This is a genomic window from Thermolongibacillus altinsuensis (assembly GCF_004341205.1).
In the GTDB taxonomy this organism is placed as follows: Bacteria; Bacillota; Bacilli; order Bacillales; family Anoxybacillaceae; genus Thermolongibacillus; species Thermolongibacillus altinsuensis.
In genome coordinates, this window is record NZ_SLUL01000006.1 from 64,148 (window position 1) to 83,282 (window position 19,135).

Consider the following 19,135-nt stretch of genomic DNA (forward strand, 5'->3'; position numbering starts at 1 on the left):
AATTCCTGCAATGAAGCAGGAATGAAGGTACGAAGAAATAATAAAAGCTACCCAAGAAGGTAGCTTTAATGGCTATGACTATTGTTATCATGATCATGATTATTATGACTGTGTTCATGATTGTTATTTTGCATCATTTTTTTCTTCAGATAACGTTCGTGAGCGACAGAGTCGACATCGTCCCACGAAACAATAGAAGCATGTAAATCGCTATGATTGTTCACAAATGCTTCCGCATCCTCTTTCTTTGCAAAGAAGGCATAACCGTAATTCATTGGTGTTTTAATATCCGCTTTTACGACCGTTGCCTTTTCAGCTTCAACCCAATCGAAAGAGTTGTAGTCACGTACGTATTTTTTTATGGCCTTTTGCGATTGATCACGTTCGTAGTTAAGCAAGCATCCGGCATCGTCAAAGAACAATACTTCTCCATTTTCTTTAACAAGTTTAGCCGTGAATTTTCCTAATTCATGATTTTTCGGATAAACTTTCATGTTGCAAAAAGCACATACCGTATTTTCATCTGGTTCTGCCATCGCTGCTTTCGCAAGCATATCTTCATTTTTGTTTTGTTTTTCGCTCGATATTTCTTGGTTTGTTATTTCTGTTTTTGTTTCTTCATTCGCTTTTTCTTTTTGCGAGCATCCCACTGCCAACATAAGCATGGCGACTAGTAAAAGCGACAACCATTTTTTCATTGCGAACATTCCCCCTTGTTTTTTTCAATTCGCTAGTAACCATATCATGTATTTGTGAAAAAAGATTGAAACAAGGGGGAAGGAAATGTGAAAAAAGTGGTATTACACTGTTTCTTCTGTAAAGTAATGTTTGTGATATCCTCCGATTTTTCCGTGATTATCAATGATGAAGTAAAAATCTTCTGTTTCATTTTTCACTTCGTATACTTTTCCAGGGGTGAGCACATTATGAACTATGTATTTTTCTGCATTTGTATGGTTGCATCTTACTTTTTTGATTGTCGGACGATTATGCCAATTAAGATGAATCATATGTGTTTCCTCCTTCTTTTTCTTAATTAAAAATGATGTGGTGTAATGAAATTTTATTTTTATGATTCCTTATATTTGTTCAAATATTTTGCTAGCTGATGCAATGCTTGCAAAACAGTAAAATTTTTGTCGCTTCCACTTGCTTGAACGGTTGCTATGTCTTTGAATTTTGCATACACTTCGTATAAGTCATTTTTTTTATATACATCGACTCGTACAGTGCCACGCGGATGGGGAACAATAAAAAATTCCATTTGTCTCATGCTTTCACCCCTTTCGGTTCAATTATGAAGAAATGATAAATGGATGTAAGACGAGAACGAAAACTAGTATAACTTAATAATAGTAAAATACATTAAACTTTAAAAGCATTCTTTTTCGCCATGTAAAAACAAAATTTTAATTTTCATGCCTATTTTACAACGGAATCTCTTTGTTTTTAGTTCAAAAATTCAAAAAAAGGGCTGCAAAATTTAATTTTTGCAACCCTTTTAATGTTTTTTGACTCCCTCTTAATTCATTCAAGCCCATGATTTTTCACTTCATATATAGATTCAAGTTGAGTTTCCGACATATCTCATCATGAATAGAAGACTGCTTTTCTGCCATAGGCGGCAAGATTTTTCTTGCCGCCCCGGCATGCTAGAAGCATGCCGATTCCGAACGTAAAACGCATGACAGACAAATTCATTTGTCTGATGGCGTTTTCGTTCGGAGAAGTGGCAGAAAAGCTTGTTTATGTCGAAAAATTAAACTTATCATATATAGTTATTCCCCTTTATAAACTGGCTTTCTTTTTTCTTTAAAGGCTTGTAATCCTTCTAGTCGATCTTTCGTTGGAATTGTTCGTTCATAAGCGATTTGTTCGATCATAAGACCGGTTGCTAAATCAGTTTCCAAGCCGCGATTGATAGCGATTTTTGCTTGTATTACGGCGGTAGGAGCATTGCTTGCGATTTGTTCAGCAAGTCGAATTGATTTTTCTAACAATTGATTAGATGGAATGACGTGTTCTACTAGGCCGAGTTTTTCTGCTTCAACGGCTGTTATTTTTCGAGCAGTGAAAATGAGCTCTTTTGCTCTTCCTTTGCCAATTAAACGAGGTAATCTTTGTGTCCCTCCAGATCCTGGAATTAATCCTAGTGATGTTTCTGTTAATCCAAACACTGTATGTTCCGCAGCCATTCGAATGTCGCAGGCAAGCGCTAACTCCAATCCGACGCCGAAGGCAGAACCGTTTAAAGCAGCAATAACAGGTTGCGGAAGTAATTCTAACTTGGCAACGGTTTCACGAATAATCGAAACCGTTTCACATACTTGTTCTTCATTCATTCGAGCTCTTTCTTTTAAATCTGTGCCTGCGCAAAAGATTTTTTCACCCGATCCGGTAATGATGACAACACGGGTTGTTCGATCATTTTTGATTTCCTCGATTGCCTCATTCAATTCACGGAGAAGCTGTAAGGATAATGCATTCGCCGCTTCAGGACGATGTAGGGTAATAAGAGTTACATGCTTTGTCACTTTAGATAAAAAAACGTTTTTGTTCAACTTTTTCACTCCTTCTTCATAAACAGTGCATACGATGGATTGGAGGGAATTGTCCAGATGAATAAGGCAGCTTGTCACAGCTTTTGTTCGTCAATGTTTGTTTGTATTCTCAAAATATAATTTCTTAGTCCATCATATAAGCAATGTATAAATTTTTATGATAAAAAATGCGGATTCATGAGCATTTGCTGCATGAATCCGCATTTTTTAGTCAAGACGTCGAATGTTATATCCTGCTTCGGTTAATACTTGATGGATTTGATCAATATGGTCTTTATTTTTTGTTTCTAATGAAAAACGAATTTCGGCTTGTCCTGGCAATACGTTTGTTCCCATTCGTTGATGGTCAATGGACATCACATTTGCTTCTAAATCAGCAATAATGCGTAGTAATTTATTGAGTTGTCCAGGTTTATCGGAAATAACTGTGGAGAAGGTGACAAAACGTCCTGATTCGACTAATCCTCGCTCAATAATTCGTGAGATTAACGTAACATCAACGTTTCCGCCGCTTAAAATAGCGACAACATTTTTGCCTTGTAAAGGGATTTTTTTGTATAGTAATGCAGCAAGAGAGCAAGCTGCTGAACCTTCAACGAGCAATTTATTTCGTTCAAGTAAATACAACATGGTTCGAGAAATATCGGTTTCATCTACACAAACAATATCGTCTACGTATTTTTGTATGTAAGAAAATGTAAGATCACCGATTCGTTTAACAGCGATGCCGTCTGCAATTGTATTCGCTGGTGTAATCATGATTGGCTTGCTATGTTTTGTTGCGGCAGTTGTACTTGCGCATGCTGTTGATTCAACACCATATACTTGAATCGATGGGTTTTTTTGTTTCATAGCAATCGCTATGCCAGAAAGCAATCCACCACCGCCAACTGGACAAATAACAGCATCAATGGAGTCAAGCTGTTCGAATAGTTCAACTCCAATGGTCCCTTGTCCAGCAATCACGGCTGGGTCGTCAAACGGGTGCACGAACGTTGCTTTTGTTTCTTCTTTTAATTTTAATGCATATTCCAAGGATTCGTCGAAAACGTCTCCATGTAAAATAACGTTGGCTCCATATCCTTGCGTTGCTTGAATCTTGCTTAGCGGAGCCCCTTTAGGCATCACAATTGTACAAGGGATGCCAATCATGCTGCTTGAGTAAGCTACTCCTTGCGCATGATTCCCAGCAGATGCCGCAATCACTCCACGTTCTCGCTCTTCTTTGCTTAGCGACATAATTTTATTGTATGAGCCTCGAACTTTAAATGATCCCGTCTTTTGCAGGTTTTCTAGTTTCATGTATACGTTATTCCCGGATAATCGGCTGAATGTTTGTGAAAATTCAAGAGGAGTTTTATGTACTACTCCTTTCATTCTTTCTCTTGCTTGCTGGATATCTTGGATTGTAATCATGGTCCATTCCCCTATTAAAAATTTTTCAACGTTATCATTATATTCCATTTTTCTTCTGGCGAGCAACCTTCCCTATTTTCTTTTTTTCTGTTTTAAAGTTGATTATTTAGAACATAGTTTATTTGGAACTATTTTACCCCAAAAAGAGCTATGCCTTAGCATAGCCTTTTTACTCACATTTTTTAATGTTTTGCAATTCCTCGAAAATCTTCATGAGAACTTTTCCTAGTGCGAATTCTTCTAGCACTTTCTCTAGATCTGGAACAGCTCCGCCGAGTGGCCTTCGATTCCCTCCAATTCTCTTCCATCAAAAATTTGTTTTCTGCATCACTTAACGTATACAAGTTTGCAGTTTATCCATTCGTTTTCTCCTTTAAAGTTGTTTTGGCATGATCCAAATAATTTGCTGAATGCGCACGAAAAAAAGAGCATCGCTATTTTGTACGACAATATGGTCTGGTTTCGTATCTCTAAGTACACCTTGAACGTTTCCGCGTACAGTTTCTACAACGATTTCTTTTCCGATTATCGTTTGTAATGTTTGATAAACATATGGATCAATCAACATGAATAATTGAGGAGGCGTTTGATGATTTGAGTAATTCAAAGAAGAACTCCCCCTTTCTTTTTTCATCTTCTTAAATGTATGATAATTACATTGTATGTATTACTTTTTTTTGTTTAGAACATTTGTTATTTAGAACATAGTTTTATAAAAATTTTTATTATCTACTAGCCCTATCAACCATTTTACGTTAAACTAACAAAATAGATGGAAGTGATGAAGGAGTCATGCTTATGGAGCCTTTAACTTACGAACAGCTACAGCAAAAAGTGAAAGAACTTGAAACAGAGCTACAACTATATAAACGCTTCGTCGAACATATTCATTTTCCGTTTACATATACTGACTATCATTTAGGAAAAACTCTTGAAAAACATCGTGGGATTGTCCGGCCATCTATCCAAACGTTTACGCCTAATCCCTCAAAAAAAGCCGAGCTAAAATTAGATATGGATTTACAGTTAGATTATCCATTTGAACAAGTCGAACGATTCCTTTTACCTATTTTCGATCTTGTTCCTCATCATATCGTCTTTGTTGACGGCCAAGGAATCATTACTCTCTGCAATTTACAAGCAGCTAACGATGTCGGTGTAAATCGAGATGAAATCATTGGAAAGCACATTCGCGAACTATTAAAAATTCCTGACGAACAAATCATGATATTACAAACGATTGAAACCAATGAACCAATTTATAATCGCGAAGTGCTTGATCGTTATTATGGAATCATTAACACAAGAATTATTCGCAATCCTGATGGTTCTATTAAGCGAGTCATAAGCATGTTTCAATCATTAAATATGGTTAAAGAGGCAGAAAAATTAGCGATCGCTGGACGAATTGCTGCAGGGATTGCCCACGAAATTCGCAATCCGCTAACAACGGTACGAGGCTATTTACAATTTTTGAGAAATCAATTACCTGAACATATTATAACGTTGATTGATCAACTACTCATCCCGGAGCTAGATCGTGCAAACAACATTATTACTGATTTTTTAAATATTGCTAAACCAGCCGAAATAAAAGCGGAGTACATTTGTATTAACGATTTTATTCAAAATGATCTAGGTATTTTGTTGCAAAGCGAAGCGTTACTTCATAACATCGATATTCATTACGATTTAGACGAACAATTGTGTAACTATACGGTTGAAATTGATAAAAATCAATTATTGCAAGTATTCATTAATTTATTTCGTAATGCGATTGAAGCAAAAACAGAAAAATCATTACAGGTCCGAATTAAAAGCAAATTACATAACAATCTCGTGCGAATTTACTTTTGCGATAACGGCCCTGGCATCCCCCCTACTATTATCGATCATATCTTTGAACCGTTTTTCTCAACAAAAGAATCAGGGACTGGGCTTGGTCTTTCATTATCGCGAAAAATTATTGAACTTCATCATGGGTCAATGAAAGTTAGTAGTCAACCAGAAAACGGAACATGTTTTATCATTGAGTTACCTGTTCATCCGAAGCATAAAAAATAAGGCTGCCAATGGCAGCCTTATTTTTTATGCTTCTTTTCTCAATTCTTCATATTCTTCTTCATTCCAACAATCAACATGGTCAATTCCGATGTTACGAGCGTAGAAAACAGGATTTTTACCTTGTTTCCGCTGTTCCGTATAATCTCTTAAAGCTGCAAATGCCACTTTTCCAAGCGCAAAAATTGCGATAAGGTTGATGATTGCCATAAATGCCATAAATAAATCGGCTAAATCCCAAACGATTTGAATGCTCGAAATCGAACCCCAAACGACCATACCGATTACCGCAAGTCGATAAACAAACAATACCTTTTTGCTTGGTTTAATAAATTCAATGTTTGTCTCGCCATAATAGTAATTTCCAATAATCGAGCTATAAGCAAACAAAAACACACAAATCGCTACAAAAGCTTTCGCCCACTCACCGATATGCGTACTTAATGCGGCTTGTGTTAATGCGATTCCATCAAGTCCCTCTTTTGTATACTCGCCAGATAATAAAATCATAAATGCTGTAGCGCTGCAAACAAGCAATGTATCTGTAAATACACCTAACGTTTGGATAAGACCTTGCTTGACAGGATGTGACACTTCAGCTGTTGCTGCCGCATTTGGAGCACTACCCATACCAGCTTCATTAGAGAACAATCCACGTTTAATTCCCATCATCACGGCTGCACCAAATCCGCCACCAACGGCTTGTTCTAAACCAAATGCATTTTTAAAGATTAAGGCGAACATCGCTGGAATATCTGCAATATGAACCACTAACACATAACATGTTACAAGCAAATATAATCCTGCCATTACTGGAACAATAATGGATGTTGCTGCTGCTACACGTTTCACACCGCCAAAAATAATGATGGCTGTTATGATCGCAATCACGGCTCCAACAATAGCACGATCAATGTGGAATGCATTTTCAAATGCAAACGTAATCGTATTTGCTTGAACAGAGTTAAAAACTAGACCGAAAGAAAACGTAATTAACAACGCAAAAATAAGCCCCATCCAACGTTTATTTAATCCGCGTTCCATATAATACGCTGGACCGCCGCGATATCCATTTTCATCTTTTACTTTATAAATTTGCGCAAGCGTACTTTCTACAAAACTGGATGCCCCTCCAATTAAAGCAATCAACCACATCCAAAATACAGCACCAGGTCCACCAAGAGAAACAGCTAAAGCAACCCCTGCTAAGTTTCCAGTTCCAACACGAGATGCCGTACTCATAAAAAACGCTTGTAAAGAAGAGATGTTTCCTTTTTGTTTAGGTGATTCCACGATCACTCGAAACATCTCGCGGAAATAACGAAATTGAACAAAATTCGTACGAATTGTAAAATATAATCCCATGAAAATAAGTAAGGCGATAATGACCCGTGACCATAACATATCGTTTAAAAACGAAACGACTGACTGCAATAATTCCATGTTTTCACCTCTTTCGATGTTATACGACTATTTTAATGTAACAAAACTTAACATCAAATGCAATATCTTTATACTCGTTGATCTAACAACCCTCTCATCAAAAATATTACATATAAACAAAATATTGTGATATAATGTCTAAAAATGAAGAGAGAAGGAAGATTTTTTTTATGCAGGAAACGTTCACATTAAAAGAAAAGATGATTCAATTTTTTCACATTTTGTTGCCGATTTTTCTAACACAAATCGGATTATATGCAATGAATTTTTTTGATGTTATGATGTCGGGGCGAGTAAGTGCCGCGGATTTGGCAGGTGTGGCAATCGGCTCTAACATTTGGACACCGATCTTTACAGGGGTAAGCGGGATTCTATTCGCATTAACCCCTCTTGTCGCTCAAGCGTTTGGAGCGGGAAAAAATGAAGAGATTTCCTTTTTTGTCGTACAGGCTGTATATTTAGCCATATTTCTGGCGCTTGTCGTAATTGGCAGCGGTTTTTTTCTTTTATCTCCTTTATTGGAGCAAATGCATTTAGAGTCGAAAGTTGAAGCGATTGCTTACCATTATTTAATCGCACTTTCACTAGGGATCATTGCGTTATTTGTCTATACCGTGTTTCGCTGTTTTATCGATGCACTTGGACAAACAAAAGTAACGATGTTGATTACTTTCACTTCTTTACCGATCAACTTACTATTAAACTATGTACTTATTTTTGGGAAATGGGGATTTCCAAAACTCGGGGGAGTGGGAGCAGGATATGCAACAGCCGTTACATATTGGTGTATTACGTTTATAGCTTTTTACATAATCCAAAAACGAAAGCCATTTTCTCAATATAAAATATTTTCTAAATTGCCTTTTATCTCTTTAACAGCATGGAAACAATTGATGAAAATCGGAATACCAATTGGATTTTCAATCTTTTTTGAAACAAGTATTTTTGCGGCTGTAGCGCTGCTTATGAGCCATTTTGGCACGACAGCCATTGCCGCCCATCAAGCAGCAATGAATTTCGCTTCCTTACTTTATATGGTCCCTTTAAGCATTTCGTTGACGTTAACGATTGCTGTCGGTTTTGAAGTCGGGGCCAAACGTCCATATGATGCTAAACAATATTGTACTCTAGGGATTGCGATCGCCCTATCCATGGCACTCTTTGCTTCTTTTATTCTCTTTTTCTTTCGTGAGCATATTGCAGCTCTGTATACACATAATCCAAACGTTTTACAACTGGCGAAACAGTTTTTATTGTATGCGATTTTCTTTCAATTATCTGATGCAATTGCCGCACCAATTCAAGGAGCTCTGCGTGGATATAAAGATGTCAATTCCACTTTTTTTATGGCACTCATTTCTTATTGGGTCATCGGTCTTCCAAGCGGTTATGTACTCGCTCATTATACACAGATCGGTCCTTTTGGTTATTGGCTTGGTTTGATCTTTGGTTTAGCTTCTGGAGCTCTTTTCCTATGGATAAGGCTTCGTTTCATTCAGCGGCAACATTTACAAACTGCCAATGACCAAACCTATCTAAGTTAAATAAAAACAAGAGGGGTTTCCCTCTTGTTTGTTAAAACCATGATGCTCCAACGATAATAAGCAAAATAAACAAGACAACGATCAATACAAAACTGCGTCCACGTCCATAATATCCCACTGGCGCACCATACCCATATCCGCAACTATATCCAAACATGCGTTCTCCTCCTTTATCAGTCAAAACGAATTTTAGTATCCCCAACCACCAATACACGCACAACCAACAATAATTAATAAAATAAATAACACAACCAGTAACGCAAAACCGCTACGATGACCTGGACCTCCACTCACTTTTGAACACCTCCTTTTTTCTTGTACTAACAAACTATTCAATTCCACTAAAAAACGTTATTAAAAAAACGCCCACTTATAAGCGGGCGTTAAACACGCAAAGATTTTTCCTTTCGTTCTGGTAGCATTTTTGAGAAAGAGAAAATGAGCAGTGCACTCCAAATGAAACTAAAAGAATAAACATGAGTATTGGTAAATGGTTCGTGGAATAAAAACACACCTAAAATTAAGCTTAAAGACGGGGCAATATATTGTAAAAAACCTAACAGAGTTAAAGAAATTTGTTTAGCCCCTTTCGCGAAATAAAGCAATGGAAGGGCGGTAGCTGGTCCCGCTCCAATTAATAAAAGCATTGAATGCAAAGAAGATGGACTAAACGTGTTCATTCCTTTTAAGTGCAAGTACACAACGTAGAGAACAGAAATCGGTGCAATGATCATGGTTTCCATTGTTAAGCCAATCGAAGAATCAAAATTTGTCAGCTTTTTAACTAGTCCGTATACTGCAAAGCTGAACGCGAGTGAAAGAGCAATCCATGGAAACTTCCCGTGTTGAACGGTCATAATCAATACCCCAACCAATGCTAAAAAGAAGGAAAGAACTTGCCAACGGTTTAATTTTTCTTTTAATACAATCACACCTAGCAAAACGCTTAAAAGCGGATTAATGTAGTAACCTAAACTCGCTTCGATCATATGATCATGATTCACAGCCCATATGTAAATAAACCAATTCGCGCTAATCAATACAGAAGCAACAAAAATAATAAACATTTGTTTCGGCTGAATAAACGCTTGCCGTAACAATGCAAAAAAAGTTTGCCACTGCTTTTGGATTCCTAACAATATGAGCATAAATAAAAAAGACCAAATCATTCGATGGGCTAAAATTTCCTCTGCTCGGACGTGATGAAGCAACTTCCAATACAAAGGTAAAATCCCCCATAAAAAGTAAGCAAACGCTGCATAAAAAACGCCTAGCTGCTTTTGTTCCATTCTCTTCAATCTCCTTTTACATTCTCTTTCTGTTGAACGAAATTACATTATAAAACACCTTTCTTTATTTTTCCATAAAAAAACTTAAACAAAAAAACGTCTGTATTTTTTCTTTACAGACGTTTTTCACAGACTCATTTCAATTGTCATCATAACCCCACACTTTTTATCCAGCTAATTCTGATTGACGAACCATACTTTCTAATTGTTCAACGGTAACAGATTGAATAAATTGATAGAAACTTAAGTTTGTTGATATTCCATGTTTTTCACAACTTTCCAAAAAGAAATTCCAAGCAATTTGACATTTTTGCATATCCATCAATTCCATCCGCTCCCTAACTGTATTATAACAGTATATATATTATTAATAATTATTATATAACAAAACAACAAAACGTCAACCGCTAAAATCAAATTTTCTGAAAAGAAAAAAGATTATCCATAAAAAGGATAATCCTTACTTCTCTTCGTTTAACACGCGTTCAATTCGTTTGCGAAGCATAGTCATTCCGCTTCCACCTGCTTGGAAATGACGCAGCTTTCCTTCTGCATCGAACAAATAGTATGCAGGAACATATTTATTTTCAAATGCATCCGTTAACTTATGTTCATTATCAACAAAAATCGGCTGGATAATATCATGGGCAAGCGCCATTTGACGAATGACATCTAAGTCTAAATCATTCTCTGAACGCGGCATATGAACGGCAACAACATTTAACTCGTCATCGTACTCGTCGCGAAGTTCATTTAATTCCGGCATCGCTTCTTTGCATAAATAGCAACTTACAGACCAAAAGTGAATAAGCGTCGGTTTTCCTAGCAGTTGTTCTTTTGTCACTTCTCCATTGATCCACTCTGTTGCTCCGATCAATTCTGGCATTTCATCGCGTAATTTCATATTTGATCAACCTCCTGTATTATATTAGATTCAAGTTGAGTTTTCGACATATCTCACCATCAATAGAAGGCCGCTTTTCTGCCATAGACGGCAAGATTTTTCTTGCCGCCACGGCATGCTAGAAGCATGCCAATCCCGAACGTGAAACGCATGGCAGACAAATTCGTTTATCTGATGGCATTTTCGTTCGTGGGAGTGGCAGAAAAGCTTGTTCATGTTGGAAAATGAAGCTTATCATATGTAATGCTGTATGATAAATGGTGTATTATAGTGTTTTTTGTCCTGGCTTCCAGTTTGCTGGACAAAGTCCTCCTGTTTGCAAAGCTTGCAATACGCGTAATGTTTCATCGACATCTCGACCGATATTGTTATGATTGATCACTGCGTACATCAATTCCCCTTCTGGATTAATGATAAATAGTCCGCGTAAAGCAATTCCTTCTTCCTCTATTAATACGCCATAGTCTTTTGAAACTTTCATATTTTTATCGGCTGCTAACGGAAAGTTTAACGGGCCCAAACCGCCATCGTTTCGGCTTGTTTCGATCCAAGCGCGATGGGTGTAAACGGAGTCTGTAGATGCGCCAATAACTTCAGCATCCAAATCAGCAAATTCATCATATCGATCACTTAAAGCGGTAATTTCTGTTGGACAAACGAACGTAAAATCATTTGGGTAGAAGAATAGAACGGTCCACTTACCTTTTTTCATATTTTCTTCTAAAGATACTTTTCCAAACTCTTTATTTGGCATCACTGCCTCCATTTCAAAGCGTGGAGCTTGTTTACCAACCATTCTTTCCACCATTATCATTACCTCCTGAAAATTAGAATCATTATCACATTACACCGATTATTATATCAATATTAATTTAATAGTCAATACTTTTTTATAATTATTTTAAATAAATTTTTGTTACAAAAAAAGCTTGGTTATTGTTTATTAACCAAGCCATCCCTTTTCAAACCTCTTCCTATTTGTTATAAATGAAAAAGGAAGAAAGTTTGGACATGTTTCAATGCGTTTTTTCATCCAATGTTGAATACGGTTCAATATGAACATGGGTTTTTGTAACATCGTGCTTTTCTTGCATAAATACCTCAATGCAATCTGCAATTTCGTGGCTTTTGACAACATTTAAGTACGGGGAAACTTGGATTGTTACATCAAGTATTACTTCATTTCCAAGCATGCGCGCCTTCACGTCAGTTACTTGTTCCACTCCAGGAATCTCGGAAATTTCCTGCTTATATTGTCGCAACTTTTCTTCGTCAAATCCATCGGTTAATGTGTACGAGGCTTCCTTAAAAATATCCCATGCCGTTTTACAAATGATGAGACCAACAATCAAAGCTGTCAAAGAATCTAGCCAAATTACTCCTATGTGAGTACCCATAATTCCAATCACTGTTCCAATGCTAACAAGTGCATCAGATAAATGATCTTTCGCAGCTGCTGCGATCGCCTGGCTGTTTGTTCGCTCAGCCAGCTTCTTGTTAAATAAATAAACGAAAAACATGAAGCAAGCAGCGAAAAACGCCGTCCATGCTGCGATCGCATCGGGAACCATTTTCTTATCGCTTTTGAGAGCCAATGCGGCATCCATCAAGACTTCCATTCCGATCGTCATCATAATAAAAGCGGCTAATAAAGAAGAAATATGTTCAGCTCGAGAATGACCATACGGATGATTTTCATCTCGAGGTTTTTTCGCAATGAGCAATCCAATTAAAATCGCAATCGAAGAAATTATATCTGTGAAATTATTAAGTCCATCCGCTTTAAGCGCTTGAGAGTTCGTCCAATAACCAACGGACAATTTGACAGAGGATAGAACAAAGTATGACCCAATGCTTACCCAAGCTCCCACTTCTGGTTTCATCTGTTTCATATTTCCACCATCTTCTCCTTATGTTCTAGCATAAACAAGTTTACCAAGTCTTGATCGTGTGGGTCTATAGCAACAAAATTGGTTTACTGAAGAACAGTGGGAAACATTCAACAACATTGGTCTTAGCCAAAATATATTTATTAACTAAAAAGGCTACTCAATACGAGTAGCCTTTTTAGTTTAAAATTGTCGAATCTTTCATTGATATTCCGACAATTTTTTTACTCAATTTATGTTAATTTATTGTAAAGTATATTTCAACATTGTAAATACTAAGGAGGGATTTTTTATGACGATTTATGAATTTATTGGAAGAACCGATTTGGCCATGATCCGCTTTTCGATTTCGCTACTAAATGAAATCGAAACAAAAATTATAAAGAAGCAGTTTATTTCGCAAAACCAAGCGTTAAACTACGCGAAAAAAAGAATCCATGGTTTCTTAAGACAAACCCATTTAAAAAGAGCGGTCATCGCTGTTTATAAATATGAGTTATATCTTTATATCAAACGTAAACTTTTACCGATCTTTCAAAAGTATAATGTGTTGACGTGTGCATAATCTACACTTTTTTCACGATTTGGAAATATTCTTCAAGCGTAATTCTTTTTTCAAAAATGACTTTGGCTGCTTTTTTGCCAACATATCGTAAATGCCAAGGTTCATACTGGTATCCTGTAATTCCTTCTTTTCCTTTCGGGTAGCGAATGATAAAACCAAATTCATGAGCATGTTCAGCTACCCATTTTCCCTCTTTCGTTTCTCCGAATGCTTGCGTAATCTCATACTGTACACTTGGGCTTGTAATATCAACCGCCAAACCTGTTTGATGCTCACTTCTCCCTGGAATCGCTACCGCCATGACCGCTTTGTCTTTTCCTACCCGATTCACTTCTGCATCGAACAAGGCTTTTTGGCGTTCATATGATCGATAGCCAGATACCGCATATAAAAAAATTTGCTCTTCTTTCGCTTTCGCAAACATTTCTTCAAGGGCTTTGGCTGCTTCCGCACGCATATAACGTTTTTCGACATTCGTTTCTGCAAACGTAAACGGAACATTTGGGATGACCAAATCGTTCGGCTTATAGTTCGCAGGCAAGCTTTGTTCTTTATTCACTAAAGCTAAAATATTCTCTGGGTTCACAATCACTTTGATTCCATTTTGCACTTCTATTTGGTTCCAAAACTTTTCTTCTAGCAAAAGTTCAGAAGGAGTTTCATTGACTGTTTTTTCCTGTGGGTTCACTTGTTCTTCCTGCGGTGTCACTTTTGTTTCTTGTTTTTGAGCGATTGGATGTGCCGATGAGGAACGATCACATCCACTTACATACACGATCATCGCTAAAATAAGCATCCATTTTTTCATTTCCATTCACCTAACTTTTAAACATAAGGAAGCTCCTCGGAATTTTGCCAAGGAGCTTCTTTATTTTTACTGTTGGATCGCCGTTTCTAACGCCAGTTCGATCATTTCATTAAATGTCGTTTGACGTTCTTGCGCTGTTGTTTCTTCACCAGTTAAAATATGGTCGCTTACCGTTAAGACGGTGAGTGCTTTACGTCCAAATTTTGCAGCTAATGTATAAAGAGCGGCTGTCTCCATTTCAACAGCTAAAATGCCGTAACGCGCCCATTTTTCCCAATCCGCATTATCATTATAGAACATGTCAGCCGTAAACACGTTTCCGACCTTTAAATCTAATCCTTTTGCAGTTCCGATATCGTACGCTTTCTTCAATAATTCAAAGTTTGCCGTCGGTGCGTAGTCAATTCCACCAAATGTTAAACGATTGATCTGTGAATCCGTTGAAGCACTCATCGCTAAAATGACATCACGTACTTTCACGTCTTTTTGAATCGCACCGCACGTACCAACGCGAATTAATGTTTGTACATTGTAGCTTTGCATTAATTCTGTAATGTAGATGGAGATGGAAGGAACACCCATTCCTGTTCCTTGTACCGAGATGCGATGCCCCTTATATGTACCAGTAAATCCAAGCATTCCGCGAACGTTATTATAGCAAGTAGCCCCTTCTAAAAACGTTTCCGCAATATATTTAGCGCGAAGAGGGTCGCCTGGAAGTAAAATTTTATCAGCAATTTCATGTTCTTTTGCTTCGATATGAATGCTCATATAAATCCTCCTTTGAAATGTGTGCTGCATATATACTATAACACACTACTATCATTCGCTAAAGCTTTCTTTTTCATGTGTAAAAAAGAAAAGAGGAGCATCCTCCTCTTTCACGACGTTTTTTTATAATGCTTCATCGCTAAATATTTTGGTTTAATGTATAGAACTTTTTTGTCTTCGCTTATCGTATATTTCTTTTTTGTTCGCTCATATTGTTCATACAACAAGTAGCATACGACATACACAGGAAGAAGGCATTCTAATGAAGCGAGATAAACAATATAAAACGACTGGGAATTCGTTTCAAACATCCCGCTAAAAATATAATAAGAGCTTGCAATCACGACATTTGTTATACAGATATTAGCGAAATGTAACAAAAAAATTTTCTTTCTTTTACCGATCGCTCGCTCGAGTTCAAATTTCACAAATAGCGATGCGAAAATGGCGATGATTCCAATTACTGCAGAAACGATAAGCGCGAACATGAAAAACTCCCCCGCTCCCGTACACATATTTTTTTATATTTTAGATTAATTTAATAACGAAGGTGATGAAAAGGAGGATCAACCATGGGAAAGAAACATCGAAGTCGCATTAATAGTCCAAAGAAAAACAATCATATTCCCAAAGAAGCGTTAATCGCTGAAGAAGAAGCACATGGTAAAGAAGATTCAGCTGACAAACGAAAAAAATAATGAAAATTGATAAAACCCCTTTGTTCGCACAAGGGGGTTTTTATAAAAAATATATATTACTTCACCTTGTGCTATTTGTCTATATAAAATATAGCACAATTTTGTGAACATTTGAAGACATATTTAACTAACGAAGATGAATGCGGTGAATTTTCTCCCATCCATCTGGGCATAATCGGTAGCAAAACTGTCCATTTCTTCCCTCATCGATCAATAAGATATCTCCTGTTCCCATGTAGCGAGCCGTATAATCTTTCGGAACTAAGTCTGGAACATTAAACATTCGATACACTTCCGCTAACACATCATCATGATCTTCGCCAACAACCGTTAATCGATAAACTTGTTTATATCCTTTCGTTTGACCAAATTGCGGTGTTTGAAAAATGGTGACATCATAACATTGTTCATTTTTTAAAATCTTCCCCATCAACGCTCGAATCATCCTATCCACTCCTTGCTCCTTTTTCTTGATCATTCATATTTGCTTTTCGCTTTGTCGATTCCTTTAGCAAATTTTTTGTTGTTTTGTCGAGCGGATGTAAATTCAACCGATGATCTATAAAAAAGATTGAGCGATCACCGCTCAATCCCTTCATTGTTTAGCAATATTTTCGGATGACAGAGGCTAGTTTCTGTTCCATCACCGGCATATCGTTTTGATAAACTTTCATTCGCACAAATGTTTCATCTAAATCAAGCGCTTCAGCAAATAAACTAACTAAACCGCGAGCGCGACGATCGATTTGAATCAGCATCTCGACCTCTTCATGCGAATGCGGGAAAAACATAATTTCAACTTCATCCAATTTGCTACGAAATTCCCCGCTTATTGGCACAAACTCAAATTCCTGTATAAAAGGAAGGCGTTTACGTAAATGATAAGAAGCTTCTTTACATTCTGCTTCTCTTAAACGAAAACCAAGTCGATCCATTGCCGTAAACACGGCATTCATAAGCGGAAACGGTTGAATGTGAACGTAGTCGCTATCTGTTGGATCGATTGCATTTTTGATATCTAGTCCCGTATGAAGCCAAACCCTTGTTCTTCCGACCGTTAAAGGAGTATCTGCTGGCAGTTGAACCGAAAACGGAATTTCTTTTCTTTCTCCAATCCCAATCGTGAATGGATCAGACAACTTCCATTTTTCAACAATCGCTTGTTTTGTTACTTTGCGATCATCAACTTCTTTTACATACGTTGCACAAAGAGATAAATAGATATCGTCGATCGTTTGTTCTACATTTCCGCCTACAATTTCAACAACCCCTTTTAACGGATCTCCGGCTGTTAATCTTGACTCATATAGTTTCGTATCTACTTTTGCCGCACCAATTCCGACACTTGCCAACATTTTGTTAAACAAAGACATATTTGCACCCTCCATTTCACTTGATAAACATACTACTCTTATGCATACGAATAGAACAAACAAAAAGTTTCAAAACATTAAAAAAACGACGGTTTATCCGTCGTTTATTCGTCTTCATTCATTTCTTCGTCAATAATACACTTTTCAATTAAATAATCAAATGTAATATCAGCGAGCTCCTCTAATTCCGCTTCCGTAGGCGCAAAACCACGGCGAACTAGTTCATTGTAAAAGAACTCCGCAATTTCTTCCGTATCAATCACTACTTCAATTTCTTTCACAACATCGCCCCCTTTATATTGTTTTATGTTGAAGATCATCCATTTATGCCAAATGTTTTTTTCGTTTTTATGTATATTTCCCAACGAACAACCATACCTCTAAAGTAAAAGACGATAAAATGGAGGATTTTCAAAATGAATGAAAACGAACAAATCGACGTTTGGATGGAAACGGTCACGAATAGATTGTTTACAATCATTGTTTTCTTTGGCATTCCTTACTTTTTATATGTTTTTGTACAATTTCTCAATTTGTAAATCATTCGCGCCGTTTCCGTTTCGTCAGCTTCTCTAAATGGCGAACCGCAAGTTCCATAACCCGTTTATATTCTTCATCACCAAACCATTCATACAACCATTTATAATCGTTATAAACATCTAACAATCCATCAATAATTTCTTTCTTTTCTCGCTTTAGTTGCAGTTGTTCTTGTTCTAATTTTCGAAATGGATTCATCCTTTTGTTTCACTCCAGCCAACAGATGATGTGTACATATTATATGCGAATGAAAAAGAGCCGACACCAAAAGTCGGCTCTTTATCTAGAGTGCATAGACAGATGGAGCAAAATCAATCTCAAATCCTAAATCCTCAAGCATTTTATAATCCTCTGATTTTTCTTGCCCCGCCGTTGTTAAGTAATCGCCTACAAAAATCGAATTAGCTGCATATAATCCAAGCGGTTGTAAACTGCGCAAATTTACTTCACGGCCGCCTGAAATACGAATTTCTTTTGTTGGATTGATGTAGCGAAACAAAGCGAGCACTTTCAAACAGTAGCGTGGATTTAATTCGTTCGTGCCAGCGAGCGGAGTACCATCGATCGCATGCAAAAAATTAACAGGGATTGAATCCGCATCAAGCGCCTTCAAACTTCGCGCCATGGCGATGACATCTTGTTTCGTCTCTTTCATTCCAACAATGACGCCGGAACACGGAGAAATTCCTGCTTCTTTCACCGTTTCAACCGTGCGTACGCGATCATCATATGTATGTGATGTCGTGATGTTCGGATGATGTTCTTTCGAAGTGTTGATGTTGTGATTATAGCGATCCACCCCTGCTTCTTTTAAGCGAAGTGCTTGTTCTGGCTTCAAAATCCCTAAACAAGCACATATTTTTAATCCGTATTTTTCTTTAATTTCTTTGACAGCTGAAACAACTGTATCGATTTCTTTTTCGCTAGGGCTTCTTCCGCTAGCAACGATACAGTAAGTGCCGATTTTCGATTGATACGCTCGTTCTGCTCCGCGCAACAGCGTTTCTTTGTCGACCATTTTGTACGTTTGAACAGGAGCGCTTGAAACCGCTGATTGTGAACAATATCCGCAGTTTTCTGGGCATAATCCTGATTTCGCATTCATAATCATATTTAGTTTTACTTTATTTCCGTAATACTTTTTACGAATTCGATAAGCTCCTTGCATTAATAACAACAATTCGTCATCTGGACAGTCTAAAATTGCTTCTGCTTCCTCATTTGTAATCTCTTCACCTAATAAGACGCGATCAGCCAACGCTAACCAATCCAT

At 37.2% G+C, this 19,135-nt stretch carries 29 protein-coding genes; 7 read left to right on the forward strand and 22 right to left on the reverse strand.

Annotated features, from left to right (window positions below; translation table 11 throughout):
• Positions 1-65 precede the first annotated feature (65 nt).
• The 3 genes from EDD69_RS07095 to EDD69_RS07105 form a co-directional block, all read right to left on the reverse strand.
• A complete protein-coding gene (locus EDD69_RS07095; RefSeq protein ID WP_132948264.1) occupies positions 66-698 on the reverse strand; it encodes a nitrous oxide reductase accessory protein NosL in 633 nt (210 codons plus the stop codon).
• Between the two features lie 102 nt (positions 699-800).
• Positions 801-1,010 carry a DUF6501 family protein gene (locus EDD69_RS07100; RefSeq protein ID WP_132948265.1) on the reverse strand — a complete coding sequence of 70 codons (210 nt, stop codon included), beginning with the start codon at positions 1,008-1,010 and terminating at the stop codon, positions 801-803.
• A 59-nt stretch (positions 1,011-1,069) separates the two neighbouring features.
• Positions 1,070-1,273, reverse strand: a complete 204-nt coding sequence (locus tag EDD69_RS07105) for a hypothetical protein (RefSeq protein WP_132948266.1) — start codon at positions 1,271-1,273, stop codon at positions 1,070-1,072.
• A 363-nt stretch (positions 1,274-1,636) separates the two neighbouring features.
• Here EDD69_RS07105 and EDD69_RS07110 point away from each other — a divergent pair, with 363 nt between their 5' ends.
• Positions 1,637-1,816 (forward strand): hypothetical protein, encoded by a 180-nt coding sequence (locus EDD69_RS07110; RefSeq protein WP_132948267.1) that lies wholly within the window; start codon positions 1,637-1,639, stop codon positions 1,814-1,816.
• Here EDD69_RS07110 and EDD69_RS07115 read toward each other — a convergent pair.
• The 3 genes from EDD69_RS07115 to EDD69_RS07125 all read right to left on the reverse strand — a co-directional run bounded on the left by EDD69_RS07115 (position 1,779) and on the right by EDD69_RS07125 (position 4,584).
• Entirely contained in the window at positions 1,779-2,561 is a 783-nt protein-coding gene (locus EDD69_RS07115) for an enoyl-CoA hydratase (protein ID WP_132948268.1), read from the reverse strand. The two genes, EDD69_RS07110 and EDD69_RS07115, sit on opposite strands and share 38 nt — an antisense overlap.
• Positions 2,562-2,768: 207 nt before the next feature.
• A complete protein-coding gene (gene ilvA, locus EDD69_RS07120; protein ID WP_132948269.1) occupies positions 2,769-3,977 on the reverse strand; it encodes a threonine ammonia-lyase in 1,209 nt (402 codons plus the stop codon).
• A 373-nt stretch (positions 3,978-4,350) separates the two neighbouring features.
• Positions 4,351-4,584 (reverse strand): YuzF family protein, encoded by a 234-nt coding sequence (locus EDD69_RS07125; RefSeq protein ID WP_424565341.1) that lies wholly within the window; start codon positions 4,582-4,584, stop codon positions 4,351-4,353.
• Between the two features lie 191 nt (positions 4,585-4,775).
• Here EDD69_RS07125 and EDD69_RS07130 point away from each other — a divergent pair, with 191 nt between their 5' ends.
• Complete coding sequence (locus tag EDD69_RS07130; protein WP_132948271.1) at positions 4,776-6,041, forward strand: two-component system sensor histidine kinase NtrB; 1,266 nt, start codon at positions 4,776-4,778, stop codon at positions 6,039-6,041.
• Positions 6,042-6,065: 24 nt separating this feature from the next.
• Here EDD69_RS07130 and EDD69_RS07135 read toward each other — a convergent pair whose 3' ends face one another.
• Positions 6,066-7,481 carry an alanine/glycine:cation symporter family protein gene (locus tag EDD69_RS07135; RefSeq protein WP_132948272.1) on the reverse strand — a complete coding sequence of 472 codons (1,416 nt, stop codon included), beginning with the start codon at positions 7,479-7,481 and terminating at the stop codon, positions 6,066-6,068.
• Positions 7,482-7,651: 170 nt separating this feature from the next.
• Between EDD69_RS07135 and EDD69_RS07140 the strand changes: the two genes are divergently transcribed.
• Positions 7,652-9,025 carry an MATE family efflux transporter gene (locus tag EDD69_RS07140; protein ID WP_132948273.1) on the forward strand — a complete coding sequence of 458 codons (1,374 nt, stop codon included), beginning with the start codon at positions 7,652-7,654 and terminating at the stop codon, positions 9,023-9,025.
• 31 nt (positions 9,026-9,056) lie between these two features.
• Here the strand turns inward: EDD69_RS07140 and EDD69_RS07145 are convergent, their stop codons facing one another.
• The 5 genes from EDD69_RS07145 to EDD69_RS07160 all read right to left on the reverse strand — a co-directional run bounded on the left by EDD69_RS07145 (position 9,057) and on the right by EDD69_RS07160 (position 11,218).
• Positions 9,057-9,143, reverse strand: a complete 87-nt coding sequence (locus EDD69_RS07145; protein ID WP_243643069.1) for a YjcZ family sporulation protein — start codon at positions 9,141-9,143, stop codon at positions 9,057-9,059.
• Between the two features lie 71 nt (positions 9,144-9,214).
• A complete protein-coding gene (locus EDD69_RS07150; RefSeq protein ID WP_132948275.1) occupies positions 9,215-9,319 on the reverse strand; it encodes a YjcZ family sporulation protein in 105 nt (34 codons plus the stop codon).
• Between the two features lie 89 nt (positions 9,320-9,408).
• The gene (gene rarD / locus EDD69_RS07155; RefSeq protein ID WP_132948276.1) at positions 9,409-10,314 is read right to left on the reverse strand and encodes an EamA family transporter RarD; all 906 of its coding nucleotides are present in this window, start codon (positions 10,312-10,314) and stop codon (positions 9,409-9,411) included.
• 166 nt (positions 10,315-10,480) lie between these two features.
• Positions 10,481-10,639: a hypothetical protein gene (locus EDD69_RS15290; protein ID WP_165871743.1), complete on the reverse strand. Its 159-nt coding sequence runs from the start codon at positions 10,637-10,639 to the stop codon at positions 10,481-10,483.
• 135 nt (positions 10,640-10,774) lie between these two features.
• Positions 10,775-11,218 (reverse strand): redoxin domain-containing protein, encoded by a 444-nt coding sequence (locus tag EDD69_RS07160; protein WP_132948277.1) that lies wholly within the window; start codon positions 11,216-11,218, stop codon positions 10,775-10,777.
• A gap of 102 nt (positions 11,219-11,320) precedes the next feature.
• Between EDD69_RS07160 and EDD69_RS15660 the strand changes: the two genes are divergently transcribed.
• Positions 11,321-11,446: a hypothetical protein gene (locus tag EDD69_RS15660; RefSeq protein ID WP_279388136.1), complete on the forward strand. Its 126-nt coding sequence runs from the start codon at positions 11,321-11,323 to the stop codon at positions 11,444-11,446.
• Between the two features lie 37 nt (positions 11,447-11,483).
• On the opposite strand, the gene EDD69_RS07165 is transcribed toward EDD69_RS15660, so the two are convergent.
• Together EDD69_RS07165 and EDD69_RS07170 are read right to left on the reverse strand one after the other, a co-directional pair.
• Positions 11,484-12,026 (reverse strand): peroxiredoxin, encoded by a 543-nt coding sequence (locus tag EDD69_RS07165; RefSeq protein WP_132948278.1) that lies wholly within the window; start codon positions 12,024-12,026, stop codon positions 11,484-11,486.
• 208 nt (positions 12,027-12,234) lie between these two features.
• The gene (locus EDD69_RS07170; protein ID WP_132948279.1) at positions 12,235-13,110 is read right to left on the reverse strand and encodes a cation diffusion facilitator family transporter; all 876 of its coding nucleotides are present in this window, start codon (positions 13,108-13,110) and stop codon (positions 12,235-12,237) included.
• A gap of 289 nt (positions 13,111-13,399) precedes the next feature.
• Here EDD69_RS07170 and EDD69_RS07175 point away from each other — a divergent pair, with 289 nt between their 5' ends.
• Positions 13,400-13,672 carry a hypothetical protein gene (locus tag EDD69_RS07175; protein WP_243643059.1) on the forward strand — a complete coding sequence of 91 codons (273 nt, stop codon included), beginning with the start codon at positions 13,400-13,402 and terminating at the stop codon, positions 13,670-13,672.
• Position 13,673: 1 nt separating this feature from the next.
• Here the strand turns inward: EDD69_RS07175 and EDD69_RS07180 are convergent, their stop codons facing one another.
• From EDD69_RS07180 to EDD69_RS07190, 3 genes are all read right to left on the reverse strand, one after another.
• A complete protein-coding gene (locus EDD69_RS07180; protein WP_132948281.1) occupies positions 13,674-14,480 on the reverse strand; it encodes a M15 family metallopeptidase in 807 nt (268 codons plus the stop codon).
• Positions 14,481-14,546: 66 nt separating this feature from the next.
• Positions 14,547-15,251, reverse strand: a complete 705-nt coding sequence (deoD, locus tag EDD69_RS07185) for a purine-nucleoside phosphorylase (RefSeq protein WP_132948282.1) — start codon at positions 15,249-15,251, stop codon at positions 14,547-14,549.
• A 110-nt stretch (positions 15,252-15,361) separates the two neighbouring features.
• The gene (locus EDD69_RS07190; RefSeq protein ID WP_132948283.1) at positions 15,362-15,739 is read right to left on the reverse strand and encodes a hypothetical protein; all 378 of its coding nucleotides are present in this window, start codon (positions 15,737-15,739) and stop codon (positions 15,362-15,364) included.
• Between the two features lie 84 nt (positions 15,740-15,823).
• On the opposite strand from EDD69_RS07190, the gene EDD69_RS15665 reads away from it, so the two are divergent.
• The gene (locus EDD69_RS15665; RefSeq protein WP_279388137.1) at positions 15,824-15,949 is read left to right on the forward strand and encodes a hypothetical protein; all 126 of its coding nucleotides are present in this window, start codon (positions 15,824-15,826) and stop codon (positions 15,947-15,949) included.
• Between the two features lie 127 nt (positions 15,950-16,076).
• Here EDD69_RS15665 and EDD69_RS07195 read toward each other — a convergent pair whose 3' ends face one another.
• The 3 genes from EDD69_RS07195 to EDD69_RS07205 all read right to left on the reverse strand — a co-directional run bounded on the left by EDD69_RS07195 (position 16,077) and on the right by EDD69_RS07205 (position 17,603).
• Complete coding sequence (locus tag EDD69_RS07195; protein ID WP_165871744.1) at positions 16,077-16,394, reverse strand: hypothetical protein; 318 nt, start codon at positions 16,392-16,394, stop codon at positions 16,077-16,079.
• 157 nt (positions 16,395-16,551) lie between these two features.
• Complete coding sequence (locus EDD69_RS07200) at positions 16,552-17,322, reverse strand: sporulation protein (RefSeq protein ID WP_132948285.1); 771 nt, start codon at positions 17,320-17,322, stop codon at positions 16,552-16,554.
• A 104-nt stretch (positions 17,323-17,426) separates the two neighbouring features.
• Entirely contained in the window at positions 17,427-17,603 is a 177-nt protein-coding gene (locus tag EDD69_RS07205) for a YozD family protein (protein ID WP_132948286.1), read from the reverse strand.
• 135 nt (positions 17,604-17,738) lie between these two features.
• Between EDD69_RS07205 and EDD69_RS15295 the strand changes: the two genes are divergently transcribed.
• A complete protein-coding gene (locus tag EDD69_RS15295; protein WP_165871745.1) occupies positions 17,739-17,861 on the forward strand; it encodes a DUF3930 family protein in 123 nt (40 codons plus the stop codon).
• Between the two features lies 1 nt (position 17,862).
• On the opposite strand, the gene EDD69_RS07210 is transcribed toward EDD69_RS15295, so the two are convergent.
• A complete protein-coding gene (locus tag EDD69_RS07210; protein WP_132948287.1) occupies positions 17,863-18,060 on the reverse strand; it encodes a hypothetical protein in 198 nt (65 codons plus the stop codon).
• Between the two features lie 85 nt (positions 18,061-18,145).
• Complete coding sequence (bioB, locus tag EDD69_RS07215) at positions 18,146-19,135, reverse strand: biotin synthase BioB (RefSeq protein ID WP_132948288.1); 990 nt, start codon at positions 19,133-19,135, stop codon at positions 18,146-18,148.

Bases quoted from the DNA above. Each gene is read 5' to 3' on its own strand.
- EDD69_RS07190 (WP_132948283.1), bottom strand. From the start codon at position 15,739: ATGTTCGCGCTTATCGTTTCTGCAGTAATTGGAATCATCGCCATTTTC.
- EDD69_RS15665 (WP_279388137.1), top strand. From the start codon at position 15,824: ATGGGAAAGAAACATCGAAGTCGCATTAATAGTCCAAAGAAAAACAAT.
- EDD69_RS07095 (WP_132948264.1), bottom strand. From the start codon at position 698: ATGAAAAAATGGTTGTCGCTTTTACTAGTCGCCATGCTTATGTTGGCA.
- bioB (WP_132948288.1), bottom strand. From the start codon at position 19,135: ATGGATTGGTTAGCGTTGGCTGATCGCGTCTTATTAGGTGAAGAGATT.
- EDD69_RS07160 (WP_132948277.1), bottom strand. From the start codon at position 11,218: ATGAAATTACGCGATGAAATGCCAGAATTGATCGGAGCAACAGAGTGG.
- EDD69_RS07180 (WP_132948281.1), bottom strand. From the start codon at position 14,480: ATGAAAAAATGGATGCTTATTTTAGCGATGATCGTGTATGTAAGTGGA.
- EDD69_RS07165 (WP_132948278.1), bottom strand. From the start codon at position 12,026: ATGGTGGAAAGAATGGTTGGTAAACAAGCTCCACGCTTTGAAATGGAG.
- EDD69_RS07210 (WP_132948287.1), bottom strand. From the start codon at position 18,060: ATGAATCCATTTCGAAAATTAGAACAAGAACAACTGCAACTAAAGCGA.
- rarD (WP_132948276.1), bottom strand. From the start codon at position 10,314: ATGGAACAAAAGCAGCTAGGCGTTTTTTATGCAGCGTTTGCTTACTTT.
- EDD69_RS07130 (WP_132948271.1), top strand. From the start codon at position 4,776: ATGGAGCCTTTAACTTACGAACAGCTACAGCAAAAAGTGAAAGAACTT.
- EDD69_RS07195 (WP_165871744.1), bottom strand. From the start codon at position 16,394: ATGATTCGAGCGTTGATGGGGAAGATTTTAAAAAATGAACAATGTTAT.
- EDD69_RS07105 (WP_132948266.1), bottom strand. From the start codon at position 1,273: ATGAGACAAATGGAATTTTTTATTGTTCCCCATCCGCGTGGCACTGTA.
- EDD69_RS07175 (WP_243643059.1), top strand. From the start codon at position 13,400: ATGACGATTTATGAATTTATTGGAAGAACCGATTTGGCCATGATCCGC.
- deoD (WP_132948282.1), bottom strand. From the start codon at position 15,251: ATGAGCATTCATATCGAAGCAAAAGAACATGAAATTGCTGATAAAATT.
- EDD69_RS07200 (WP_132948285.1), bottom strand. From the start codon at position 17,322: ATGTCTTTGTTTAACAAAATGTTGGCAAGTGTCGGAATTGGTGCGGCA.
- ilvA (WP_132948269.1), bottom strand. From the start codon at position 3,977: ATGATTACAATCCAAGATATCCAGCAAGCAAGAGAAAGAATGAAAGGA.
- EDD69_RS07170 (WP_132948279.1), bottom strand. From the start codon at position 13,110: ATGAAACAGATGAAACCAGAAGTGGGAGCTTGGGTAAGCATTGGGTCA.
- EDD69_RS07135 (WP_132948272.1), bottom strand. From the start codon at position 7,481: ATGGAATTATTGCAGTCAGTCGTTTCGTTTTTAAACGATATGTTATGG.
- EDD69_RS07100 (WP_132948265.1), bottom strand. From the start codon at position 1,010: ATGATTCATCTTAATTGGCATAATCGTCCGACAATCAAAAAAGTAAGA.
- EDD69_RS07140 (WP_132948273.1), top strand. From the start codon at position 7,652: ATGCAGGAAACGTTCACATTAAAAGAAAAGATGATTCAATTTTTTCAC.
- EDD69_RS15295 (WP_165871745.1), top strand. From the start codon at position 17,739: ATGAATGAAAACGAACAAATCGACGTTTGGATGGAAACGGTCACGAAT.